The following is a 21,428-nucleotide window of genomic DNA, read 5'->3' as shown; positions in this document are numbered from 1 at the left end:
AGCACTTCCTTTTACAGCTTTATTCATTAACAGGGCCGCTGAATACCACCACAAATACAATAATTCCTGAAATCAATACACACATGTAAGCAAACGATGAAACCGCAATCTTCAGAAGACGGTTTCGGCATTTAAAACGGCTTAAATAGATGCATGCTACGGCCAGAAACATCAGCCCCATGGAACCAAGAGCAAACCACATTTTGATCAATGCCAGACTCAAATAAACCGCGCCCCCTCCGACATTTGTTTTGTAAGCGTTATATTTTATTTTAATATACAGGGCTTGAAAAGATCAACCAGATTTTCCATCCTTTGATAGAATAAAAAAACTGAAGCAAAGAGGGGGACTTTGCTTCAGTCAAGTTGACTATATTCACCTACGTTTAAGAAACACTCTCTTGGACTTCGATGCTATAGTATGCGACGTTGCATACAGATGCATCCTCTCTTGCCTAAATCGGCAAAATGTTTCAGGAGATCCCAAGGTCTGGGTATTCTTCTGTGTTTCGGGCTTTCGTGCAATTAGAATATGCGGACTTTTATTCCGTTGCCACTTTTATTTTACTTGGTTATCAAATGTATTCACCAAGTCCTCCATCTCGTGGGTTTTCCCTCTCGCCATTAAGGATTCAACAGCGGTTTCTACCTTTTGTCCATTAAATAGGACTTGATGGAGGGCTTCTGTAATCGGCATTTGCACCTGATATTTTTCTGAAAGCTGGTAAGCCGCTTTTGTCGTGCGCACTCCCTCAACGACCATTCCCATTTCATCAAGAACGTCCTCAAGCTTGTACCCTTTTCCGAGTAAATTGCCGGCACGCCAGTTTCTGGAGTGAACACTTGTGCACGTAACAATCAGGTCGCCGACACCTGTCAAACCGGAAAACGTTAGCGGATTCCCGCCCATTTTTGTGCCGAGTCTCGCAATTTCAGCAAGACCACGCGTAATCAAAGCAGCCTTGGCATTATCGCCGTATCCTAAGCCGTCTGTGATGCCAGCAGCAAGGGCGATAATATTTTTCAGAGCGCCTCCGATTTCTACACCGATAATATCAGGATTTGTGTACACCCGAAAATTGTGATTTATAAATAGGTCCTGCACCTCTTCTGCAGCCTGCATGCTCTTTGAAGAGGAAGTGACGGTTGTCGGATGCCGGAGTCCTACTTCTTCAGCATGGCTCGGCCCGGAGAGCACAACAATGTCCTTTCTGACATCACTCGGGAGCTCAATTTCCATAATTTCAGAAATGCGCAGGAGTGAATCCGGTTCTATCCCCTTACTCACATGAACAAAGACTGCTTTTTTCGTCATAAAAGGCACTGCCTGTCTCAATACTTCCCGAATCGCTTTGGTTGGAACAGCAACTATGATGAAATCTGCGTCTGTAACAGCCTCCCCGATTTCCGTTGTTGCCTGAATCGATTCAGGAAGCTTGACATCCGGCAAATAATCCTTATTTTCGTGCAGATCATTTATTTGTTGGATCAGCTCCGCACGATGCCCCCACATTCTCACATCATGGTTGTTATCAGCTAACACTAAAGCCAGTGCCGTTCCCCAGCTTCCCGCTCCAAGCATTGTGACTCTTTTCATATTTGCTTCACACCTTTTTATTTTCTAGCTCTTGCAAATATTTTGATTGGTGTACCCTCAAAACCGAACGCGTCTCTGATTCGGTTTTCTAAAAATCGTTCGTATGAAAAATGCATCAGTTCCGGATCGTTTACAAACACAACAAAACTCGGCGGCTTCACCGCAACTTGAGTCGCATAATAAATTTTCAAGCGCGACCCGTTATGAGTTGGTGTCGGGTTCATTGCTACAGCATCCATAATGATGTCATTTAAGACATTCGTCTGGACACGAAGTGAGTGATTTTCACTCGCTTTAATGATTGCAGGCATTAGCGTATGAATCCGTTTTGTCGTTAATGCTGACATGAACAGAATCGGTGCATAGTCAAGGAATTGAAAATGATCGCGGATATTTTGTTCAAATTCTTTCATCGTGCTCTCATCTTTATCAACAGCATCCCATTTATTCACTACGATCACGACAGCCTTGCCTGCTTCATGTGCGTATCCCGCGATGCGCTTGTCCTGTTCGATAATGCCTTCCTCACCGTCAAGCACCACCGCAACAACTTCGGAGCGGTCGATGGCTTTCAGCGCCCGCAGCACGCTGTACTTTTCAGTCGTTTCATATACTTTACCTTTTTTTCTCATGCCGGCAGTGTCTACAATGACAAAATCTTGCTGGTTATAAGTAAATGTTGTATCAACGGCATCTCTAGTCGTTCCCGCCACGTTACTCACAATGACACGGTCTTCGCCAAGAATCGCGTTTACCAGAGAAGACTTCCCTACATTCGGGCGTCCGATTAGGCAAAATTGAACGACTTCATCATCGTATTTTGTTTCAGGGATGTTTTTGAAATGCTCTGCTGCGGCATCCAATAAATCACCGAGTCCCAGCCCGTGTGTTCCTGAAACCGGATAAGGTTCACCAAAGCCCAACGAATAAAAATCATAAATATTCGCTCTCATTTCTGTGTTATCCAGTTTATTTACCGCTAAAACAACAGGCTTTTTCGTGCGGTACAAAATTTTCGCTACTTCTTCATCAGCAGCTGTCACACCTTCACGGCCATTCACCATAAAAATAATGACATCCGCTTCATCCATGGCGATTTCGGCCTGCTCGCGTATCTGTGTTAGAAACGGCTCATCACCGATATCAATACCGCCCGTATCAATCAAATTAAAATCATAATTCAGCCATTCAGCCGAGCTGTATATCCGATCCCTTGTCACACCAGGGGTATCTTCTACTATTGAAATTCTCTCACCCGCAATCCGATTAAAGATTGTGGATTTTCCTACATTCGGTCTCCCGACAATGGCTACGACAGGTTTACCCATAGTACCCTTCCTTTCGATCCAGCCGCTTTCATTTTTACATAAATTCTCAACCGGTTATTTAAATCATCTCATTCACTTTTATGAAAAGAAACCCTTCAGAGGAAGGGCTTAACTCATTTATTATATCAGTTTTTACTGGGATCACAACTATTCTTAAAAATGTTTCACGATCAAATAGACATCTTCCCCAATTCTATGGGCAATTCCGTCAAGGATCGCCTCAAGGTTTTTAGCGAAAAGCTCCATCTCTTTTTGGTCATCACAAAAAAAGATAGGTGTCCCTCCCGAAGCCCGGTTCCGGTTTGTTGTGATGACAGACAAAATCACTTTCGTCAGCGATTCACTCATCCTATCACCTTATCCTGTTTTTTGATAAATTCTGTAGGCATTCTGATTGCATTTTCCAAGGTCGGAACATTGCTGATAATCTGAACAGCTGTATCCGGGTGATGAATTTGCGGCAGGACAAAAACACCCACTCTTCCATCATTAAGATCCCGTTTCGCAATTGGCGTCAGGGACGGCTCCCCTGAGTCCCGATACACTCCCAGCACATTGGAAACATCAAATAATATGGCCTGACGCTGACCCAGGTTGGCAATGGTTGCAGCTGAATTAAAATTTTTAGGTGTTAAAATAAACCCCATGCCATGCTTTAAAATCAGCTCCTGTTTCTCTGGAAGTCCAATGTTCATCATATAAATATTATCAACAAAAAGACCCGGCCCTTCAAAGTGAGGCTCTATGTACTCGATATCCACAATATCTTTCAATACACTGCCGGACATAAATTTCATTGCCAACAAAAAACAAACAACAGCGGTTATAACAGCAACCCAGATTGAGAAAAATACGTACGCCGATGTTGTCAATAGAGCAGTAAAGATTACGATATAATTTCTGCTTTCAAACGCAATGGCGATTCCTTCAATATAAGTGCTTCCTCTTGAAACAAGTTCGTACGAATCCATTTGTGTCAGCGTATTCCGCTCCATATTTCTGACATCTCTGAATTGAGTGGCTGCAAGCGTCAAAAACGTGATAGCCGTAAACTCCTCCTGCAATAGCGCAGGCATAATAATTGCCCCTAACCCTGCTGCAATAAGCCCAAGTGCAATATGAATGACTTTACCATGAATATAGGTTGGATACTGGCGGTAATCTGTTTTCAGCATATACAGCCTTGTGGCGACTCCTGCTATGACCCCCGCAATAATCGGATAGATGTAATCGCTCATGACATTTTAGTAGCTCCTTTGTTTGATCTTTTGCCTCTATGGCCAATTTGACTGGCAAGCTGTTCATATTTTGATATACCAAACAGCAATATCATCCCTGCAGAGCATGCGTTAAGCCATTGAAAACCTCCAACAGCCGTATGCCCTGCCAATTGTTGAATGACAAAAGAATACACTAGTTCGCCTTGGCACATTCCAAGGACATATAAGGCAAGCTGCTTCTGAAAATCCCTTTCAACAGAAGCAGTCAAAAGCACACATAATACAACAGCGGCCCACTCAGGTTTTATGATGAACCAAACTGGATCATATAATGCAAAAAGATAAACAAACGCATACCCGGACACAAGCGTCAGGTGCACCATGATATAGCGAAATCGTTTATACATCCCGAAATATCCGGCATAGACGCACCCGCAAACGAAAAACATCACGTATGCCGCATTCAGTGAAAAATATAAAGTAAAGTGATGTATGCTTAAGATGATATTAGTCAAAATAAATAATGAGACGGCAAATCGCCTTTTCGTCTTTCCAAGAATAAAGGTTGTCAGTACCCACAAAAACCACATTGACCAATAATAATAAAATTGTTCCATATCGCTTCCTCCATACTCCCAGTATGGAGTCTAAACACTTTTTTTAAACAAACCGCCTCACGTAAAGGAGAATGATCATGGGAAAAGACAGACAGGAGAAAAAACTCAAGGCTTCTGGCAGAGTGGAATCAGACCGAGACCAATCGATTCACTATGACGGAGCCACCAGCCTTGAACAAAACGGTAAATTCAAAAAGCGTAAATCATAATACAAAAAGCCCAAAACTCACACGGTTTTGGGCTTTCCTTATCCAACTATCAACGTACATTGTAATTGGAAGTATGAATGCCTCTCTCTGTCAGCCAGTGATGAGTCTCACCTTTTATGACAAGAGGAGCCTTTTGCAAATCAGAAATTGTTCTGGTGCCGAGCACAGTCATAATCATTTTTAATTCCTCTAGGATCAGCTGAATCTCTTCTAGCAGCCCTTCTTCGCCTTTTTCAGTCAGCGCCTTTAAGAAGTGCCCTGCCATTCCTATACAGGAAGCCCCGAGAGCTATCGCCTTCGCGGCATCAAGCGCATTTTGAAGGCCGCCAGACGCAATCATTGGTTTATCAGGAAACTCAGAGCGGATTTCCGCCAGGCTCGCTGCTGTTGAAATACCCCATGAGTTGAAAAAGGTGATCTGCCGCTGTCTTCGGAGATTTTCTATTTTCGAGAAATTTGTCCCTCCGTAACCGCCGATATCAACAGCTGCCGCACCTGCCCCATACAGCTTTTTTGCTGATTCTTTGCTCATTCCGAAGCCTACTTCTTTTATTATGACAGGCACTTTGACTTCGCTGCAGATTTGTTCAATACGGGAAAGAGCTCCGCTAAAGCTTCTGTCACCTTCTGGCATGACAATTTCCTGAATAACATTCAGGTGAATCTGCAGCGCGTCCGCCCCAATCATTTCAACAGCTTCCTTCGCCTGACGGGCTGTCGCCTCGCTTCCGAGATTGGCAAAAATAAGCCCATTCGGATTTTCCTTTCGGACGATTTCATACGAATAGCGTTCAGACGGGTCTTTTAACGCCGACATTTGCGAGCCGACAGCGAGAGGGATACAAGCTATTCGAGCTGCTCTAGCAAGCGCCTTATTAATTTCATATGTAAGTTCTCCGCCGCCGCCAGTCATTGCATTGATAAAAATCGGCGAACTGCTTGAAAGTTCGCCGATTTTTGTGGAAATATCTACTTGTTCTAATGCAAGATCGGGCAGACTGACATGAACAAACGTAATATCATCTAGACCCGTCTCCCGCTTTTGGCCGGTAGACAGGGCATGATTGATGTGTTCTCTTTTCCGTTCTGCTCGAGTCACGTTTATCACCAATTATTTTAGTTTATTAAGCTTATCTCCGATCAGATCTCCAAGCTGGAAGCCAGTGCTTGTTTCTTCCTTCGCCTGATATTGGCGGTAATCCTCTTGATCGGCTTTCGGCGTTTCTTCAAGCTCACGCATGCTTAATGAAATGCGCTCTTCATTTTCATTCACATCAAGAACCTTCACTTTTACAGTCTGTCCTTCTTCAAGAACTTCATGCGGCGTGCCGATGTGTTTATTAGAAATTTGAGAAATATGAACGAGACCTTCCACGCCAGGAAGAATTTCAACAAACGCACCGAAGCTCACGAGGCGCTGAACCTTTCCTTCAAGCACATCACCCGGTTTGACTTTCTCCCCAACTTGGCTCCAAGGCCCAGGCAGCGTTTCTTTTATAGATAGAGAAATACGTTCATTATCCCGGTCAACCGATAATACTTTCACTTTTACTTCCTGTCCTTCTTCCACAACGTCAGACGGCTTTTCAACGTGGGAGTGGGAAAGCTGTGAAATGTGCACAAGCCCGTCAATACCGCCGATATCAACAAACGCGCCGAAATCAGTCAGACGCTGCACTTTACCATCAAGTACACTTCCAACCTCTAGAGACTGAAGAAGGTCTTGTTTTTTATTCGCTTGCTCACTTTCAACAACCGCACGGTGTGAAAGGATGACACGGTTTTTATCACGGTCAAGCTCTACTACGAGCAGAGACAGTGTTTTTCCTTTATAGTCGGTAAAATCTTCTACAAAATGCGCTTCTACAAGTGATGCCGGAATAAAGCCTCGAACGCCGATATCAACGACAAGGCCGCCTTTTACGACATCTTTTACTTCAGCTTCAAACACTTCTTTTGTTTCAAATTTTTTCTCAAGGTCTTCCCAAGCGCGGTCTGCATCAACAGCACGTTTAGATAAAATCAAAGCATCGTCTTCCACTTTTGTTACTTTCAGGTCAAGCTCGTCGTCTACTTTTACGACATCCGATGCTTTCTCTACATGAAGACTTGATAATTCACTGATTGGAATAATGCCGGACTGTTTGACATTGATAATTTCAACATCCACATGCTTGTCCTCTACCTTTGTCACAATCCCTTTTACTACATCTCCAACCTCTGGCACTTGAACATCAATTTGATTCATTTCCTCTGTCATTTGAATAACCTCCTTGGTCCAAACCTACACAGCTTAATTAAAAACGGTTTGAAAGCTGAACACGTATCATGCATGTCCGCTTTTAGCCGAATATGTATTAAAGAATCATCCAAAAAAGATTTTGAATGATCAATAAAAAGTTTTATTAGTATTAACTTCTAATAAAAGGACAGGTTTGTCAAGCAATAACATTCTTTCTTTGTTGAAAAATTCAAAAAAAGTGGCCTCCGCCGGTATCAGCGGGACTTTTGCTCCACTACATCAAGAATTTTTTCAGCAACTTCCTGAATGGAGAGAGAAGTCGTGTCGATTTCAAGCGCGTCATCTGCTTTTCGAAGCGGAGAAACTTCGCGCTCTGAATCGAGTTTATCTCTTCTTGCAATTTCCTCAATTAATGTCTCATAGTTGACATTGTAGCCTTTTTTTACATTTTCTTCATAACGGCGTTTCGCTCTCTCTTCAACAGACGCCAAAAGAAAGATTTTCACTTCAGCATTTGGGAGTACGTGAGTTCCGATATCACGTCCATCCATGACAACGCCGCCTTTTTCGCCGAGCTGCTGCTGGCGTTTCACCATTTCTTCCCTGACGCTTCTGTGCTTGGCAGCAATTGAGACCTGATTGCTGACTTCGTCTTTTCTGATGTCCTCAGTCACATCTGTGCCGTTGACAAGCACCTTTTGTCCTTCTTTGGTTGTGATCAGCTCAATATCTGTTTGCTTTAACAGCTCAGCCAATTTTGCCTCATCTGTCAAATCAACTTTTTCTTGTAAAGCCACATACGTAATGGCTCGATACATCGCTCCCGTATCAATATATATGTACGATTTTTTCTCAGCCACAATTTTGGCAACGGTGCTTTTCCCCGCAGCAGCCGGGCCGTCGATCGCAATCGATAATTTCTTTTCCATAATTCCTCTCCTTGCTCTTTTCTCCTCTATGGATTGTATCATGAACTTTATGAAAAAGGGTGAAAAATTCCTGAATAATTAATGTTTAATGGTTTCTACCCAATCATTAACCTCCATTTTATCAACCCCTTCATATTGAATCACTTTTGAGACATAAGGTTCAATATGCTGATAGTGAAAAAGAAACTGGATACCAACTAAAATCACTGCCTGAATGAACAATAATTTGAGCAGCAGCCGTTCAAAGGTCTTCATCGGCCCACCTCCATTACAAATATAGTATGGAAGTGTTTGCCGATGTTTATTCCAATCGTGCTTTCCTTCTCTTGTTTAACTGGCGGCGGATGCAATACTGAAGAAGGAGCTGCTGGTCACCTGCTGAAATCTCCGAATACTCCAAGGTCATTTTACGTTTGCCGGTTTTTGAATCATCATAAACGCGTCTGACAACCGCGGCAGCCTCTACTTGATGCGTTTTCTCCTCTTCCTGAAGGCTGATGAAAAGGCGCAGCGTATCCCCGTGCTGAAAAGAATAGCCGCCTGTCAAAATCAAAGCGATACCGCCAGCGCTGATATTGTACGAGAGTGTATGAAACTTGTCTTTTTCATCTGCCGGCTCGACCAGCACATCCAATACCGCGTCAATTCTTACATATTGCCGGCGCTGAATTCGTTTCATTTTTTCACGGGGAGGCACTTCAAGGCGAATCATTTGAAGCTTGTCCTTCACTTTTCCCTTCATGCGGCTTGAGAAGCGGTAAGGCACTTCGTCTTTACCGACAAACTCTACCGTTACTTCAGTATCATGATGTAATATCACGGTTCTTCCTGTGTGTACATCAACTGGATATGCGATCAGGAGCTCTCCGTTTTCAATGCTCACAGCTTTGCTCTTTGCTATTTTTAATTGATTTTCTTCTATGTATTCTAAGTGTACAGTATCCCCAATTTCTATCATTGACTTCACTCTTTCGCATTCAATATATTCACTTTTTTATTAAATCATGTAATGGAAAAAAGGAAAAGACTTTTAGTCCTTTCCTCCTAGTTTTTATAGGTCTTTATATATAGGTTCGGCATTTTTTAGTTTTTCGACCTTCTCTTCCGTTCCGTCATTAGCATTTATATACATTCTGAATGTATCATTTTCAATCGTACCCAGCATTTCATAGCACAATACTTCCTGGCCTAATTCATTTGTGATCACAGCAAGCCTTGTTTCTCTCACTTCTACATTTTTGTTTAATTTTGCTTTTGCATCTTGTTCAGAAATAACCGGCTTTGGTATGTCTCTTTTTCTGTGGGATGTTAAGAAATCGCGTGCTGAAAAGCCGACCACCTCGCCGTCATCCAAGGCAACTTTCATACGGATGGCTTCTGGATACATCCTGATATTATTCTCTATTGGAACATATGAGAATACACCGATTTTATCGTATTGCGCGCTTTCATCGATTTCCAGATCTTTTGTTTCATATCCATTTTTCTTTAAAAAAGCAAGGGCTCGATTCGAACCATCATTCAAGCTGATTTTTTGATCTTTCACTTCTCTGTTCTGAATTAAATAAACCGGGTGTCCGCCTTTTTTTGTAATATCCATATATATCGCTGCTTTATGATCAGGATCTTTCATACTGATACTGTAGACGTCACGGTTTGTTTTTTTTCCGCTCTTTATCACTTTGATTGCATAATTGTCATCCGGTGCAAAGCGTTGGGCAATTTGTTTGGCTTCCTGTGCAGAAATTTCTTTCCCCTTCAGATGGGCAAAACCTTTCTCTTCTTTTTTGGTGCTGGTGAAACTAGGGCCAAGATCTGTTCCCGAGGAGAAGGACCCGACATTTTTTTCAACCGTTTTAAAGCTGTTGATGATCGTGTTATCACTCTGTTTTTCGTCAGAGGCCAGCGCCATCTCTACATCCATCCAGCGCAAGTTCTTGCTCATGACAAGGTGCTGAACGTGGCGCAATTCATTTTGGATATCTTCTGACTGCTGATAAAGCTTATTTAGCGAAGTATACTCTTTTTCATCAAGCGGTTTTTGATCCAAATCTCTGATTGACGTTTTGTAGCTGAAATCGCCGATCTTGGATAACAGCTCTTCCGTTTTGTTAAACGGCATTAATGTAAGCGGCAGCTGACTGACACTGTTATGGGCTTCTGATGTAATTCTCCAAACATCTATCAATGCGGGGGACAGTGATTTTTTGCTGTTCATGGCAAGCGTTGCGCCAATTTTATCATGCAGCTGGTCTACCTGATAGGTGAGCTCATGAAACGCCCGCTGATAGTTATTTTCAGCATGAAGAAGGACAGCGTCTTTTTCCTGGTGCTCTTTGTATCCCCAGTAACTAGTACCGACAATTGCAATACCGAGCACTGCGATTAAAATACCTCTGATCATTTATCACACCTCATTTTTATGCTTTCTTATGTCCTGCTACTCACAGAAAATGTGTTTACCGATTCTCTTAATCTGCGGGCGTCCCCAAATCCACGCGCTGGTAGCTGTATCCGGATTGAAATAATACAGCGCTTCCTCGGACGGGTCCCAGCCATTGATGGCGTCTAATACTGCTTCTTTTGCTGTTTCGTTCGGCTGCATATAAATTTGTCCGTCAGCCACAGCTGTAAAAGCAAGCGGTTCAAAAATAACACCCGCTACTGAATTCGGAAATAACGGACTGTTTAAACGGTTCAAGATAACTGCTGCAATCGCAACCTGTCCCTCGTACGGCTCGCCACGCGCTTCCCCATAAACCGCTTGAGAAAGCAGCCGAATATCATTATTGGAAAAACCGCCTGGCATGTTAGCTGCAACCGCATCCTGTTTTTTTGTTTTTGCAGGCGTGTTGTTTTGCTGTTTATTCGCTTGCGGCTGCTGTGTTATTTTTTCAGCAGGCTGTTTCTGCCTCGTCTCTGCTTGCTGTCTTGCTTTTTGAGTCGCTGTTTTTGACGGTTTCGTTTGGTATTTCAGCGGTATTTTTCCATAATGCGTGAATGTATTGCCTTTTTGAAGCTGCTCCATGACATATTCACGGTAATATTTAGACTTAGATATCAAGGTCTGTTTGGTTTGGGCTCCGACCAGACCGTCTATCTCTTTTAAGCCGAATTGATCCTGAAAGTTCCGTACTGCCCAGTATGTCCCCCATCCATAAACCCCGTCAATTTTCCCATTATAATATCCGTTATATTGAAGACGCGCCTGCAGCTCAATCACATCGTCCCCTGTTGCCCCTCTTTGAATGACCTGATTAGAAAAGGCTGAAATTGTTTCAGTATTGATAAACGTCGTAATTATAAAGGAAAATAAGATGAGACATGCCATAATCGATCCTTTGGACTTCATCTTTTCAAGCCTCCTACAGCAAATTTTTGAGTGTAAACGTATTTTCTGTAACGAGGTTATTTTTATACACTCTTTCCTTCTTATCCCTCACAGCTTAAAAATTTCAACAACTCAAAAAGCCGCACTATGGCTGTGCGGCTTTTCTATATCTGCATCATATTGACAGAACGGGCTTTTTTTGCTTTTCGTAAACCAAACCACCATAAAAATAACATAAATGGAAGCATGTAGTAGACCCAGTTGCTGAGGGCTGTCAGGATAAAGTCATACGACCCATGTAAAAGTGATGGCAGGACCAACGAAAGGAGAAGCCATTTCATACGTGCTTTATCAGCTGAGAAACGCGCTTTCCCGAGGTAAAACCCCATAATCACTCCAATTAAGGCATGGCATGAAACGGGCAGCAGCGCTCTGACAAACGCATGCTCCACACCATGACCGATTAAATAAAGAATATTTTCGAGTGTCGCAAAACCGAGCGATACACTTGCACCGTATACAATTCCGTCATAATGCTCATCAAAGTGGGCGTGCGGATAAACACTGATCATTAAAATAAACCATTTCAATGATTCCTCCAAAAAGCCAGAAGACAAAAAAGAAACAAAAAAGCTTCCGCCTCCCACATTCTCTTTTTCAAGTACATACTGGATAAACATAGTGGGAAATACAAGAACAACCCCAAGAAAAAATGAGCGAAGCACCATATGTACAGGTTCATTATCATACTGATCTTTTAAATAAAAATAACTTAACAGCGCGATGCCGGGAGCAATTCCTGCAGAGATGATTGCAAACATCAGGCAACCTCTTTCCTTTATATTCCTATGTCTATCCTACCATGTTGTGTATGAATTTACATCTGTCTGACTTTAAAAAAACAAAAAGAGCATACGAACCTTCATATGCTCTCCTCTTTTCACTGATCTTCTCTTTTTGCAATTTCGTTAGCAATGTGGCCGCCGTGAAATCTTCCGTTTTCAATAAATATTTCATTTGCATTGTTTCCGGCAGCGATGACCCCGGCAATAAAAACGCCCTTCACATTGGTTTCCATCGTTTCTTCATTAAAAAACGGACGCCCTGATTCCTCATCGATTTTCACACCGATTTTTTTCAAAAATTGATGATCAGGATGATAACCCGTCATGGCAAATACGAAGTCGTTTTTAATGGTAATCAGCTCCTGCTGGCCGGAGCGGAAAACGACTTCATCTTCAGTGATTTTTTCTACACAAGCGCCAAATTCCATTCGGATTGTACCGTTTCTTACTAAGGATTCGAATTCTGGCAGAATCCATGGCTTAATGCTTGAAGAGTATTCATTGCCCCTATATAAAACGGTGACACGCGCTCCTGATTTTACAAGTTCAAGCGCAGCATCTACACTTGAATTTTTCCCGCCGATAACGACGACGTCTTTATCGAAATACGGATGTCCTTCTTTAAAATAATGGAATACCTTCGGCAAATCCTCACCAGGTACGTTCATATAGTTTGGATGATCATAATAGCCTGTGGCAATGATGCAGTATGGCGTTGAATACGTCTCTTTTGACGTTTCGATAACAAATGAATTATTTTCTGCTTTTGTCACTTTTTGCACCATTTCAAATGCATTCACACGGATCTTTTTTCGCTTCACGACTTCCCTATAGTACGACAAAGCCTGAATTCTGACAGGCTTTCTGTTTTCGGTAATAAATGCCACGTCACCAATTTCAAGCTTTTCACTTGAGCTGAAAAAGGTTTGATGCGTCGGATAATTGTAAATACTGTTAACGACATTGCCTTTTTCAATGACGAGGGCATCAATGCCAATTTGTTTTAGGTGAATGGCCGCAGATAATCCGCAAGGACCTCCGCCAATAATTATTGCTTTTTCTTCAATCATTTCCGTCAACTCCTGCGATATTGGGCATTCAATTCACATTTTTCTATTTCCAAATAAAAAAATCTCCTATTTTATCATAGGAGATTTTTATTTTTTATGCAAATCATCAACTTATATCCAGCCTCTAAAGCGCGAAGCTTCCGCCATTTTACGCACGCCTACCATATAAGCGGCAAGTCTCATGTCGATTCTTCGGTTGTTGGCCATTTCATATATATTGTTGAATGATTTTACCATCATTTTTTCTAATTTCTCTTCTACTTCTTCCTCGCTCCAGTAGAAGCCCTGGTTATTCTGAACCCATTCAAAATAAGAAACCGTTACGCCTCCCGCGCTTGCCAGTACATCAGGAACAAGCAGAATGTCACGGTCTGATAGAATTTTTGTTCCTTCAAGCGTAGTTGGCCCGTTAGCTGCTTCAACGACGATTTTCGCCTGTATATTATGGGCATTTTCTTCTGTAATTTGGTTTTCAATCGCGGCAGGAACTAAAATATCACAATCCAGTTCCAGCAGCTCTTGGTTCGTAATGGTATCGTTGAAAAGCTTCGTCACTGTGCCAAAACTGTCACGGCGGTCGAGTAAGTAATCAATATCCAGGCCTTCAGGGTCATACAGTCCGCCGTATGCATCGGATATGCCGACAACCTTTGCCCCTGCATCATGCATAAATTTCGCCAGATAGCTTCCGGCGTTTCCGAATCCTTGAACGACGACTCGCGCACCTTCAATATCGATGCCTTTTTTCTTCGCCGCTTCTTTTATGCAGATGGTTACACCTTTTGCTGTCGCTGATTCTCTCCCGTGAGATCCGCCAAGCACAAGCGGTTTGCCTGTAATGAACCCAGGCGAATTAAATTCATCAATTCTTGAATACTCATCCATCATCCAAGCCATGATTTGTGAGTTTGTAAATACATCCGGTGCCGGCACGTCTTTCGTCGGACCGACAATTTGGCTGATAGCTCTGACATAACCCCTGCTTAGACGCTCCAGCTCTCTAAACGACATATCCCTTGGATCACAAACAATTCCGCCTTTACCACCGCCATATGGAAGATCAATGATACCGCATTTTAAACTCATCCAAATGGAAAGTGCCTTCACCTCTTTTTCAGTTACGTTGGGGTGAAAACGTATCCCGCCTTTTGTCGGACCGACGGAGTCATTGTGCTGGGCACGATAACCCGTAAAAATCTTGACTGAACCGTCATCCATACGAACTGGTATTTTTACCGTTAATAATCTCATCGGCTCTTTTAACAATTCGTATACTTCTTCAGGATATCCCAATTTTTCCAGAGCCTTATGTATTACGGTTTGAGTTGATTTTAAAACATCAAGTTTGTCCTCTTCTGTATGACCGGTGTTTCGATCGGCTGCCATTTGAGTTAACCTCCTAGAATCTTCTGTTTCTCACATGCTCCCTTTCAGAGAATAGTATACACCTTCATATGATCTATGCATAGGATAAACGTTATGTTTTTCCATGTTTTTTAACAAAAAAAACCGCTGTAAAAAACAGCAGTTTTTCTTCCATTCTTATGAAAAATGAGTTTGGATTGTCTCTACAGCATTTCCGTCCATAATGAGCTTACCATACTCTTGTAAGCGATAAATCGTTAATGTTGTTGGATTGCCGTATTCAGCCAGGACCGCCACAACACCCTCGGCAGTCTGTGATCCCAAGTCTTCTAGGCTTAGAAAGTACTGTCCTTCATAGTGATAGACAGTCCCTCCCGTGATACCGATCCGCTGTAAGCTTTCAGAAAGCTGAATGATATCTTCAAAGGAATGGAATTGATATATGATGTCCGCGCTTTCGTCAAGCTTGACTTGCATTTCGATGTAATCATCATCATACTCATCTTCTTCTGAATCCGCTTCTTGGTTCTTTGTTACGATCACAACCATCCCTTGTGCTTGGAGAGAATACACTTCCACTGCAATCGGTCCATTCGCTTCAAAGCCGAGCTCTGTATTTGCTTCATTCATCATATCTTTAAATAACTGGTGGACTTTAAATGAGTCCTTCCAGAGGTCTTCTTTTGTTAATCCACGATCAGTCAAATCATCGAGGGTCAAAAAGATTTTAATCTTATTGTAATTCAGACGCTCAAGCCGCATAACGTTCCCTCCTGCCTCTACTTGCACACAAATCATATAACACATTATATGAGATGATGAGTCATAGGTTCTTAATTGTTATCAGTTTACACTGAGTTCACTAGTAAGACAAGCACAATGCAGTTTTTTATGGACACACTCTTTAGGGAAGTCATTCAGGTGCTGCAAGTGTCACGATGTGTGCCTCAGGCTCCGCCCCTAAACGAAGGGGCACTTTTGTTGTGCCGTACCCGTTGCTGATGAGGTATGCAGCATTTTTAACAAAACCGGTTGTACCAAGCTCATAAGGGCCGAATTTTCCAAATCGAATCTGCCCGCCATGGGTATGTCCGCTGAATATCACATCAATACCATCATTTTCATTGATTTGCTGATGAATCTCAGGGTTATGACAAACCAGAACGTTCAACTGGTTCCCGTCGATTTCTTTAATTGCTTCTTCATAATCATCCATCTCCATCCTGATGTCATCCACTCCGGCTATGGTGATGGTATGTCCGTTATAGGTAAAAGGAACCGATTCATTTCGAAGCGTAATAATACGGTACGCCTTAAAAATAGTATACAGTTCACGCTGACTGACCTCATAATCATTGTTTCCCCACACAAACATGACAGGGACTCCCAAACCCGCAAGCCTTCTGACATTTTCCTCAATTCTCGAGCAGGACACCCCGCCTTCAGCTAAATCACCGCCGATTATCACCAGATCCGGCTCATGGCCCTGCGCTTCCTCTAAAAGACCGTGATCAACAATACGTTTGTGAATATCAGATATAAAAAAAATCGTTAGAGGCGGCTTCCCCTTCATTTTTGATAACGTAAATGTATGGTTTTTTAGATGATTGCCTTTTGCCACTGAATACATTTTTGCCGTCATTGCCGCTGCCGCAATCGCTAATGCACCCGCAATTTTCATTGATCGCTTCATAAAAAACTCTCCATTCTTTTAGAACTTATCAATAAGACGGACAATAAAAAAAAGACGTTTCTATCGTTTGAGAAAACGCCCCATTTTATTTACTTTCAAAATATAGATTAATATCGTATTGGTGCTTCATCAATTGAAAAACAGATTCTCGCGCCTTCCATTTATCAGGCTGCGGCCAGAGATCAGTGCTTTTCTGAATAATTTCACATCTCAGTTTATGGAAATCCCCCTCGGCTTTTTCTTCTTTTTTCTTAAAATAATATGAAGTGCAGTATGCAAAAGCAGTTGCCATCATCCACAATAAATAAAAGGTATGGCTTAGCATTTCTTGAAGAATGAGCTGAGGCGCCGGGCTTTTGATCATCATTAAAAGACATAATAAGCCCAGGCAAATGAGTGAGGTCCACCGCCACCTGCGGCATTGCGCAGCATAGTTTTCGTATTTTTGTTTTCGTTTCACCAACGCCTGTAGCATCTGTTTGGTCGGCGCGTCCGTAAATCGGTCCAGCTGGTTCCATAAGGATTCCATACGCTTCACACCTTGTCCCTTTTCATTGCTACAATATATGAGCCTGCGATCAAAAAGATGCCCGCTAATAAGTCAAAGGGATGTCCAAAATTTGCCCGGTATAAACGTCATTTCCGTTCAAATGATTATAGGCACGGATCTTTTCTTCTCCTGATCTGCTTTTATAATATTTCATGGAAATGCGGTACAGCGTTTCTTTCTTTTGAACGGTGTGCTTCACGATATGTTCCGCCTCGGTTTCTTGAACTGGTTCAGGTTGCTGCGGTATTTGTTCCTGCTCTTTTTGGACTGTTTTTTCTGGGAAAGGGGAAGCAGCCTCGCTTTTTGCTTCCTGTTTGTTTGCTGTCTCCTCTTTTTCCGCTACAGCAGGCTGCTTCTTATCAGTTGTTGCTTCTGTTTGCTTCTCTGTCTTTTTGTTTTCAGATTTTTTTTTTGACTCTTCGCGCAGAACTGTCTCTTGCGTTTCTTTTTTGTCCTCTGGTTTTTGGACCACCTCGTATTTACTCTGGCTGCTGTCTATAAACACATCTTCATAATCATCGGGATTTCCCGGATGGCTTTTCATTAGATAAAATAAGGCGACAAAGACGATAACCGGCACAAATACAAACAGTACCGCGAGAGTGGTAAATAACGGCGTTCTTGTTTTGCCTTGCTTTTTTTTCTTCTCTCTTTGATTTTTTACAGATTGTCTTGTCGGAAGGCTTTCTTCATCTTCTTCGAAAAGGTCGTCCGCCAATGCGGCATTATGGTCTTCATAAAGATTCTGAGCTTTTCTTCTCTCAACTCTAGACATGTTCGTCATGTGTATCCCTCCTAACATGTTCAAAACGAATCTGACAGGCAAACACGGCATCAATAATAAAATGCGCCGTTACCGGAACAAATAAATTACCGGTCCATTCATAAATCAGTCCAAGCAAAAAGCTGATTGCCGTCACCATGATAAATAGCAGCCATTTTGTCAAATAACGAAAATGAAGAACAGCAAAAACAAGACTGGCCGCCCATAAACCAATATGGGTCTGCAGCACTCCCCTAAATAACATTTCTTCAGCGAAAGAAATTAGAAGCGTTAAAAATATAATATGAGGGATTGGCCTTTTACTGAATAATTTTTTATTGATTCCGCCGTCATCATATAAATGAGACGGACACCATTTCATGATTGCCATGTCGGCTAAAACGACAATAACTGCAAGAGAAACACCATACCAAATGATTCTTGTATCTCTAATATGCCAGAGGCTGAAAAAATCACTTATATCCTGAAAAAAGAACAAAACGGCAGCAGCGGACACCATGATGACCAGAAGCTGTGTCATGTATAGCTGCTTCAGTATATCACGGTCAGACAGATGCTGGATCAAATCCCTTTGCTGTTTCAGTTCGGCTCACCTACAGTCTCTAGACTGAATATACGGTGCAATTCCGATCTCCAGCCGTCTAATGGCGCTATTTGGACGCGCTCCTCTTTTTGTTCATACAGCGAGAGATCAAAACCGCAATGTGAACAGCACGGCATGCCTCCTTTATCGGGCTCGTATGTTTCATCAAAATAGGCTAACAACGATTGTCTTAAACAGCCATCGCGATGAAGCAAAGCTGCCACGTGACGCATTTTTTCAAGTTTCAGCTCCATGCGATACGTGATTTCCCGCTTGATCAGATCAATCGATGTTTTCCCCTGCATAAAGAGATGGATGATCATGCGCGACTGCGTCTCTGTGATACCATATTGCATGAATAATTCGCGCAGTTTTCTTTCATCCTGTTCTTCCGTTTCTTCCAGCACGCGAATAACATTGGCGATTTCTCCATCCGCAAGACTCTCCATTTGGATAATCTGCTCTTGCAATTCGAAATCTCCAGGCGCTCTGAGCAAAATGCTGACACTCGGTTTTCCGTCACGCCCTGCTCTGCCGATTTCCTGCATAAAAGCTTCAGCCGTCTGCGGGAGATAAAAATGTATGACATATTTGATATCAGATTTATCAACACCCATTCCAAACGCATTTGTACAGCAAATGACATCAAGCTGGTTATTAATAAATTGCTGCTGAATTAACATTCTGTCGCCAGAATCCATGCCGCCATGGTAATAATCAACCCTGCTGCTTGTTTTGTTTTTTATTTCCTCCGCTAATTCCTCTGCCCATTTCCTTGTCGGACAATAGACAATTCCCGGACCTTGCAGGTTTGCAACCAGCTGAATGACCCTATCTATTTTTTCGGCAGTATCCGCAGTATTTTCAACTTTGAGTGCAATATTCGGCCGGTTAACCGAGTTAAGATGCCGTTCGGCATGATGCAGTTCAAGCAAATTCATGACATCATGCAGCGTATCCTTCGTCGCCGTAGCCGTCAGAGCAAGCACCGGCGGATGCCCAAGTGTTTTTCTCAGCTGTCCAAGCTTTGAATAATCCGGCCTAAAATCATGTCCCCACTCCGATATACAATGCGCTTCATCAATAACGAAGAGACTGATCGGAATGCTCTTTAATTTTTCCAAAACATATGACGACTGCAAAGCTTCGGGCGACAGATACAAAAATTTGTACCGATGGATATGCTCTAAAACGAATTGTCTTTCCTGCCTGCCGAGCATACTATTCAAAGCGGCAGCCCGTTTTTCTCCCCGCGCTTTCAGCTGCTGCACCTGATCCTCCATCAAAGAAAGCAAAGGAGAAACGATTAATATCATACCGTCAAGCATGTAACCGGGCAACTGGTAGCAAAGAGACTTCCCTCCCCCTGTCGGAAGCATTGCAATGGTATCCTTTCCGCTGAGAACGCTTCTGATGATGTCCTCCTGTCCTTTTTTAAAGGAATGAAAACCAAAAAACTGATATAACACTTGCTGTAATTTAGTCATACTGTTTCACCTGCTTTGCCAATGCCAGCCTGATTTGAAAGTAGCTGAACCGCTGTTCTAGGCCTTCTCGAATTTGTTTGATCTTGTTTGTCCGCATGCGTTTGGCGAACTCAGCAATTTGGAGCTGATCCTCAGCCGAAATATATTCATCAATCACAAAAGCCGGCTCATGAAGAGAAATTTCGACGATATGGTCTTCAATTGTGGCAGTTTTCAGCTTTCTGATTTCAGCAATTCGCTGAATCGGAATCCCCTGTCTGACCATCTGCCATGTTTTTCTCGTAGACTCAGTCAGTGCATTCTCCAGATGCACATCGGAAAGAAGATCCTTTAGTATAGAATCTTCACATTGCGGCAAGGAAAGAATAAAATAATGTACCGCAGCCCAAAACAAGATATACACGTACCACTCGTCTTCTTTCAGATTGTCAGCAAGCTGCCTGCTCGTATAACCGATCCTATTATATGAAGTTAATGAGTAGACAAAGATAAGAGCGGCTTTCTCGTCAAGCCTTTGCAAATGATCCTCCAGCATTTCCTGCAAGCCCCTTGCCAGTTTTTCATGATCCTTCTGCATGTGCATGTATCGCTTGACCCAGTGAAGCGTCTTATAATCTTTTGTGACGGGAATATACTGTCTGCTGCTGCGCTGCTTATTTGACAATACCTGTACGAGAAGGGAAAGTCTTTTCCAGAGCACGCTTGCGGCCTGCTGAAAATAAGCGCCGTGGCAATGGGCTGGCCAAGGCCGTTCACTCAGCGCCTGCCTCAACATGCTTTCGCCTCTTATAGTCACTCTGTATGTATTTGTTTCTGACATTGGTTCCAGAAATGACTGCTGTTCAAGCTTGCGAAGTGATCCTGATATGTCGCTTCTTGAACATTGCGGAGCCATTCCAAAATATCTTGCAGTCTGAAATAAGCCGGCATCTTGAATGGTTTGTGACGATCTTTTTCCTTTAAATAGGTGAAAAACGGCACTTCCTGTCCGTTCCCCGTTTATTTTAGAAAGGCAATCGAGAACCATAATATCAAAGTAATGTAATGACAACCTATCCACCCACATTCTTCCTGACAAAAATCGTTGGTTTGCTCTTTTTATTTTAACAGATTTTAAACATAAATCGACGTTTAAAGTCATCATTAGGGGGGATGTTATGTAGATAACCCCTTATGTGATAAGCATTCTCAATCATTTTTCTGTTGAAATGTGGCATCAACATCATTACAATAAGTAAGAGGAATAGGTGTTAAATTGATTAAATATAAAAGATTGATCCATTTGTTCCACCAAGAACAATCTGGGAGGTTTTATTCATGGCAAAGTACACAATCGTAGACAAAGATACATGCATTGCATGCGGCGCTTGCGGAGCGGCTGCACCAGACATTTACGATTACGATGATGAAGGCATCGCGTTCGTAACGCTTGACGAAAATAAAGGCGTTGTCGAAGTTCCTGAAGTACTGGAAGAAGATATGATTGACGCTTTTGAAGGATGCCCTACTGATTCCATCAAAGTGGCGGATGAGCCATTTGAGGGCGACCCGCTTAAATTTGAATAGAAGTAATCGAAA

At 42.5% G+C, this 21,428-nt stretch carries 25 protein-coding genes; 2 read left to right on the top strand and 23 right to left on the bottom strand.

The genetic code is table 11. The annotated features are described in order from the left end of the window. Window positions 1–19: 19 nt before the first annotated feature. From LJF29_RS03825 to LJF29_RS03800, 6 genes are all read right to left on the bottom strand, one after another. Window positions 20–223 (bottom strand): DUF2768 domain-containing protein, encoded by a 204-nt coding sequence (locus LJF29_RS03825; protein ID WP_229147056.1) that lies wholly within the window; start codon window positions 221–223, stop codon window positions 20–22. A gap of 336 nt (window positions 224–559) precedes the next feature. Further along, a complete protein-coding gene (locus LJF29_RS03820; protein WP_229147054.1) occupies window positions 560–1,597 on the bottom strand; it encodes an NAD(P)H-dependent glycerol-3-phosphate dehydrogenase in 1,038 nt (345 codons plus the stop codon). 17 nt (window positions 1,598–1,614) lie between these two features. Next, window positions 1,615–2,925, bottom strand: coding sequence for a ribosome biogenesis GTPase Der (gene der, locus LJF29_RS03815; protein ID WP_010334750.1), 1,311 nt, complete (start codon window positions 2,923–2,925; stop codon window positions 1,615–1,617). 153 nt (window positions 2,926–3,078) lie between these two features. Beyond that, entirely contained in the window at window positions 3,079–3,273 is a 195-nt protein-coding gene (locus tag LJF29_RS03810) for a capping complex subunit for YIEGIA (protein ID WP_010334751.1), read from the bottom strand. Beyond that, window positions 3,270–4,163: a YIEGIA family protein gene (locus LJF29_RS03805; RefSeq protein ID WP_229147052.1), complete on the bottom strand. Its 894-nt coding sequence runs from the start codon at window positions 4,161–4,163 to the stop codon at window positions 3,270–3,272. The genes LJF29_RS03810 and LJF29_RS03805 overlap by 4 nt, the downstream gene beginning before the upstream one ends. Further along, on the bottom strand, window positions 4,160–4,762 hold the full coding sequence (locus tag LJF29_RS03800) for a hypothetical protein (protein WP_229147050.1): 603 nt from the start codon (window positions 4,760–4,762) through the stop codon (window positions 4,160–4,162). The genes LJF29_RS03805 and LJF29_RS03800 overlap by 4 nt, the downstream gene beginning before the upstream one ends. A gap of 77 nt (window positions 4,763–4,839) precedes the next feature. Here LJF29_RS03800 and LJF29_RS03795 point away from each other — a divergent pair, with 77 nt between their 5' ends. Continuing rightward, complete coding sequence (locus LJF29_RS03795) at window positions 4,840–4,971, top strand: YpzI family protein (RefSeq protein ID WP_010334754.1); 132 nt, start codon at window positions 4,840–4,842, stop codon at window positions 4,969–4,971. A 49-nt stretch (window positions 4,972–5,020) separates the two neighbouring features. Here LJF29_RS03795 and fni read toward each other — a convergent pair whose 3' ends face one another. The 17 genes from fni to LJF29_RS03710 all read right to left on the bottom strand — a co-directional run bounded on the left by fni (window position 5,021) and on the right by LJF29_RS03710 (window position 20,901). Next, window positions 5,021–6,070: a type 2 isopentenyl-diphosphate Delta-isomerase gene (fni, locus tag LJF29_RS03790; protein ID WP_229147049.1), complete on the bottom strand. Its 1,050-nt coding sequence runs from the start codon at window positions 6,068–6,070 to the stop codon at window positions 5,021–5,023. 12 nt (window positions 6,071–6,082) lie between these two features. Next, window positions 6,083–7,231 carry a 30S ribosomal protein S1 gene (gene rpsA / locus LJF29_RS03785; protein WP_010334756.1) on the bottom strand — a complete coding sequence of 383 codons (1,149 nt, stop codon included), beginning with the start codon at window positions 7,229–7,231 and terminating at the stop codon, window positions 6,083–6,085. Window positions 7,232–7,467: 236 nt separating this feature from the next. Then, entirely contained in the window at window positions 7,468–8,142 is a 675-nt protein-coding gene (cmk, locus tag LJF29_RS03780; protein WP_229147047.1) for a (d)CMP kinase, read from the bottom strand. A gap of 78 nt (window positions 8,143–8,220) precedes the next feature. Continuing rightward, a complete protein-coding gene (locus tag LJF29_RS03775) occupies window positions 8,221–8,397 on the bottom strand; it encodes a YpfB family protein (protein WP_010334758.1) in 177 nt (58 codons plus the stop codon). 46 nt (window positions 8,398–8,443) lie between these two features. After that, the gene (locus tag LJF29_RS03770) at window positions 8,444–9,100 is read right to left on the bottom strand and encodes a flagellar brake protein (protein WP_229147046.1); all 657 of its coding nucleotides are present in this window, start codon (window positions 9,098–9,100) and stop codon (window positions 8,444–8,446) included. Between the two features lie 93 nt (window positions 9,101–9,193). Beyond that, on the bottom strand, window positions 9,194–10,546 hold the full coding sequence (gene ypeB, locus LJF29_RS03765) for a germination protein YpeB (protein ID WP_029441349.1): 1,353 nt from the start codon (window positions 10,544–10,546) through the stop codon (window positions 9,194–9,196). 36 nt (window positions 10,547–10,582) lie between these two features. Further along, on the bottom strand, window positions 10,583–11,494 hold the full coding sequence (gene sleB / locus LJF29_RS03760; RefSeq protein ID WP_010334761.1) for a spore cortex-lytic enzyme: 912 nt from the start codon (window positions 11,492–11,494) through the stop codon (window positions 10,583–10,585). 143 nt (window positions 11,495–11,637) lie between these two features. Next, window positions 11,638–12,294 (bottom strand): glutamic-type intramembrane protease PrsW, encoded by a 657-nt coding sequence (gene prsW / locus LJF29_RS03755; protein ID WP_229147044.1) that lies wholly within the window; start codon window positions 12,292–12,294, stop codon window positions 11,638–11,640. 119 nt (window positions 12,295–12,413) lie between these two features. After that, entirely contained in the window at window positions 12,414–13,388 is a 975-nt protein-coding gene (locus LJF29_RS03750; protein ID WP_229147043.1) for a YpdA family putative bacillithiol disulfide reductase, read from the bottom strand. A 111-nt stretch (window positions 13,389–13,499) separates the two neighbouring features. Continuing rightward, window positions 13,500–14,774, bottom strand: a complete 1,275-nt coding sequence (gene gudB / locus LJF29_RS03745; protein WP_010334764.1) for an NAD-specific glutamate dehydrogenase — start codon at window positions 14,772–14,774, stop codon at window positions 13,500–13,502. 156 nt (window positions 14,775–14,930) lie between these two features. Continuing rightward, window positions 14,931–15,515, bottom strand: a complete 585-nt coding sequence (locus LJF29_RS03740; protein WP_010334765.1) for a genetic competence negative regulator — start codon at window positions 15,513–15,515, stop codon at window positions 14,931–14,933. 151 nt (window positions 15,516–15,666) lie between these two features. Beyond that, a complete protein-coding gene (locus LJF29_RS03735; RefSeq protein ID WP_229147041.1) occupies window positions 15,667–16,446 on the bottom strand; it encodes a metallophosphoesterase in 780 nt (259 codons plus the stop codon). An 85-nt stretch (window positions 16,447–16,531) separates the two neighbouring features. Then, window positions 16,532–16,975, bottom strand: a complete 444-nt coding sequence (locus LJF29_RS03730) for a YpbF family protein (protein WP_010334767.1) — start codon at window positions 16,973–16,975, stop codon at window positions 16,532–16,534. Window positions 16,976–17,039: 64 nt separating this feature from the next. Beyond that, window positions 17,040–17,780 carry a LysM peptidoglycan-binding domain-containing protein gene (locus LJF29_RS03725; protein WP_229147040.1) on the bottom strand — a complete coding sequence of 247 codons (741 nt, stop codon included), beginning with the start codon at window positions 17,778–17,780 and terminating at the stop codon, window positions 17,040–17,042. Further along, on the bottom strand, window positions 17,764–18,345 hold the full coding sequence (locus LJF29_RS03720) for a CPBP family intramembrane glutamic endopeptidase (RefSeq protein ID WP_010334768.1): 582 nt from the start codon (window positions 18,343–18,345) through the stop codon (window positions 17,764–17,766). The genes LJF29_RS03725 and LJF29_RS03720 overlap by 17 nt, the downstream gene beginning before the upstream one ends. A 14-nt stretch (window positions 18,346–18,359) precedes the next feature. Next, window positions 18,360–19,850 carry a RecQ family ATP-dependent DNA helicase gene (locus LJF29_RS03715; protein WP_229147037.1) on the bottom strand — a complete coding sequence of 497 codons (1,491 nt, stop codon included), beginning with the start codon at window positions 19,848–19,850 and terminating at the stop codon, window positions 18,360–18,362. Then, complete coding sequence (locus LJF29_RS03710) at window positions 19,843–20,901, bottom strand: helix-turn-helix domain-containing protein (RefSeq protein ID WP_229147576.1); 1,059 nt, start codon at window positions 20,899–20,901, stop codon at window positions 19,843–19,845. Before LJF29_RS03710 ends, LJF29_RS03715 begins: the two co-directional genes overlap by 8 nt. A 266-nt stretch (window positions 20,902–21,167) precedes the next feature. On the opposite strand from LJF29_RS03710, the gene LJF29_RS03705 reads away from it, so the two are divergent. Beyond that, window positions 21,168–21,416: a ferredoxin gene (locus LJF29_RS03705; protein WP_003225461.1), complete on the top strand. Its 249-nt coding sequence runs from the start codon at window positions 21,168–21,170 to the stop codon at window positions 21,414–21,416. Window positions 21,417–21,428 lie beyond the last annotated feature (12 nt).

Source organism: Bacillus sp. LBG-1-113, from assembly GCF_020708615.1.
Classification (GTDB): domain Bacteria; phylum Bacillota; class Bacilli; order Bacillales; family Bacillaceae; genus Bacillus; species Bacillus mojavensis.
The sequence above is the reverse complement of the archived record's forward strand: the minus strand, read 5'-3'. Positions and strand labels throughout refer to the sequence as shown.

Coding starts and splice junctions, on each gene's coding strand:
- LJF29_RS03820 (WP_229147054.1), bottom strand. CDS start 1,597: ATGAAAAGAGTCACAATGCTTGGAGCGGGAAGCTGGGGAACGGCACTG.
- der (WP_010334750.1), bottom strand. CDS start 2,925: ATGGGTAAACCTGTCGTAGCCATTGTCGGGAGACCGAATGTAGGAAAA.
- LJF29_RS03810 (WP_010334751.1), bottom strand. CDS start 3,273: ATGAGTGAATCGCTGACGAAAGTGATTTTGTCTGTCATCACAACAAAC.
- LJF29_RS03805 (WP_229147052.1), bottom strand. CDS start 4,163: ATGAGCGATTACATCTATCCGATTATTGCGGGGGTCATAGCAGGAGTC.
- LJF29_RS03800 (WP_229147050.1), bottom strand. CDS start 4,762: ATGGAACAATTTTATTATTATTGGTCAATGTGGTTTTTGTGGGTACTG.
- LJF29_RS03795 (WP_010334754.1), top strand. CDS start 4,840: ATGGGAAAAGACAGACAGGAGAAAAAACTCAAGGCTTCTGGCAGAGTG.
- rpsA (WP_010334756.1), bottom strand. CDS start 7,231: ATGACAGAGGAAATGAATCAAATTGATGTTCAAGTGCCAGAGGTTGGA.
- cmk (WP_229147047.1), bottom strand. CDS start 8,142: ATGGAAAAGAAATTATCGATTGCGATCGACGGCCCGGCTGCTGCGGGG.
- LJF29_RS03775 (WP_010334758.1), bottom strand. CDS start 8,397: ATGAAGACCTTTGAACGGCTGCTGCTCAAATTATTGTTCATTCAGGCA.
- LJF29_RS03770 (WP_229147046.1), bottom strand. CDS start 9,100: ATGATAGAAATTGGGGATACTGTACACTTAGAATACATAGAAGAAAAT.
- ypeB (WP_029441349.1), bottom strand. CDS start 10,546: ATGATCAGAGGTATTTTAATCGCAGTGCTCGGTATTGCAATTGTCGGT.
- sleB (WP_010334761.1), bottom strand. CDS start 11,494: ATGAAGTCCAAAGGATCGATTATGGCATGTCTCATCTTATTTTCCTTT.
- prsW (WP_229147044.1), bottom strand. CDS start 12,294: ATGTTTGCAATCATCTCTGCAGGAATTGCTCCCGGCATCGCGCTGTTA.
- LJF29_RS03750 (WP_229147043.1), bottom strand. CDS start 13,388: ATGATTGAAGAAAAAGCAATAATTATTGGCGGAGGTCCTTGCGGATTA.
- gudB (WP_010334764.1), bottom strand. CDS start 14,774: ATGGCAGCCGATCGAAACACCGGTCATACAGAAGAGGACAAACTTGAT.
- LJF29_RS03740 (WP_010334765.1), bottom strand. CDS start 15,515: ATGCGGCTTGAGCGTCTGAATTACAATAAGATTAAAATCTTTTTGACC.
- LJF29_RS03735 (WP_229147041.1), bottom strand. CDS start 16,446: ATGAAGCGATCAATGAAAATTGCGGGTGCATTAGCGATTGCGGCAGCG.
- LJF29_RS03730 (WP_010334767.1), bottom strand. CDS start 16,975: ATGGAATCCTTATGGAACCAGCTGGACCGATTTACGGACGCGCCGACC.
- LJF29_RS03725 (WP_229147040.1), bottom strand. CDS start 17,780: ATGACGAACATGTCTAGAGTTGAGAGAAGAAAAGCTCAGAATCTTTAT.
- LJF29_RS03715 (WP_229147037.1), bottom strand. CDS start 19,850: ATGACTAAATTACAGCAAGTGTTATATCAGTTTTTTGGTTTTCATTCC.
- LJF29_RS03705 (WP_003225461.1), top strand. CDS start 21,168: ATGGCAAAGTACACAATCGTAGACAAAGATACATGCATTGCATGCGGC.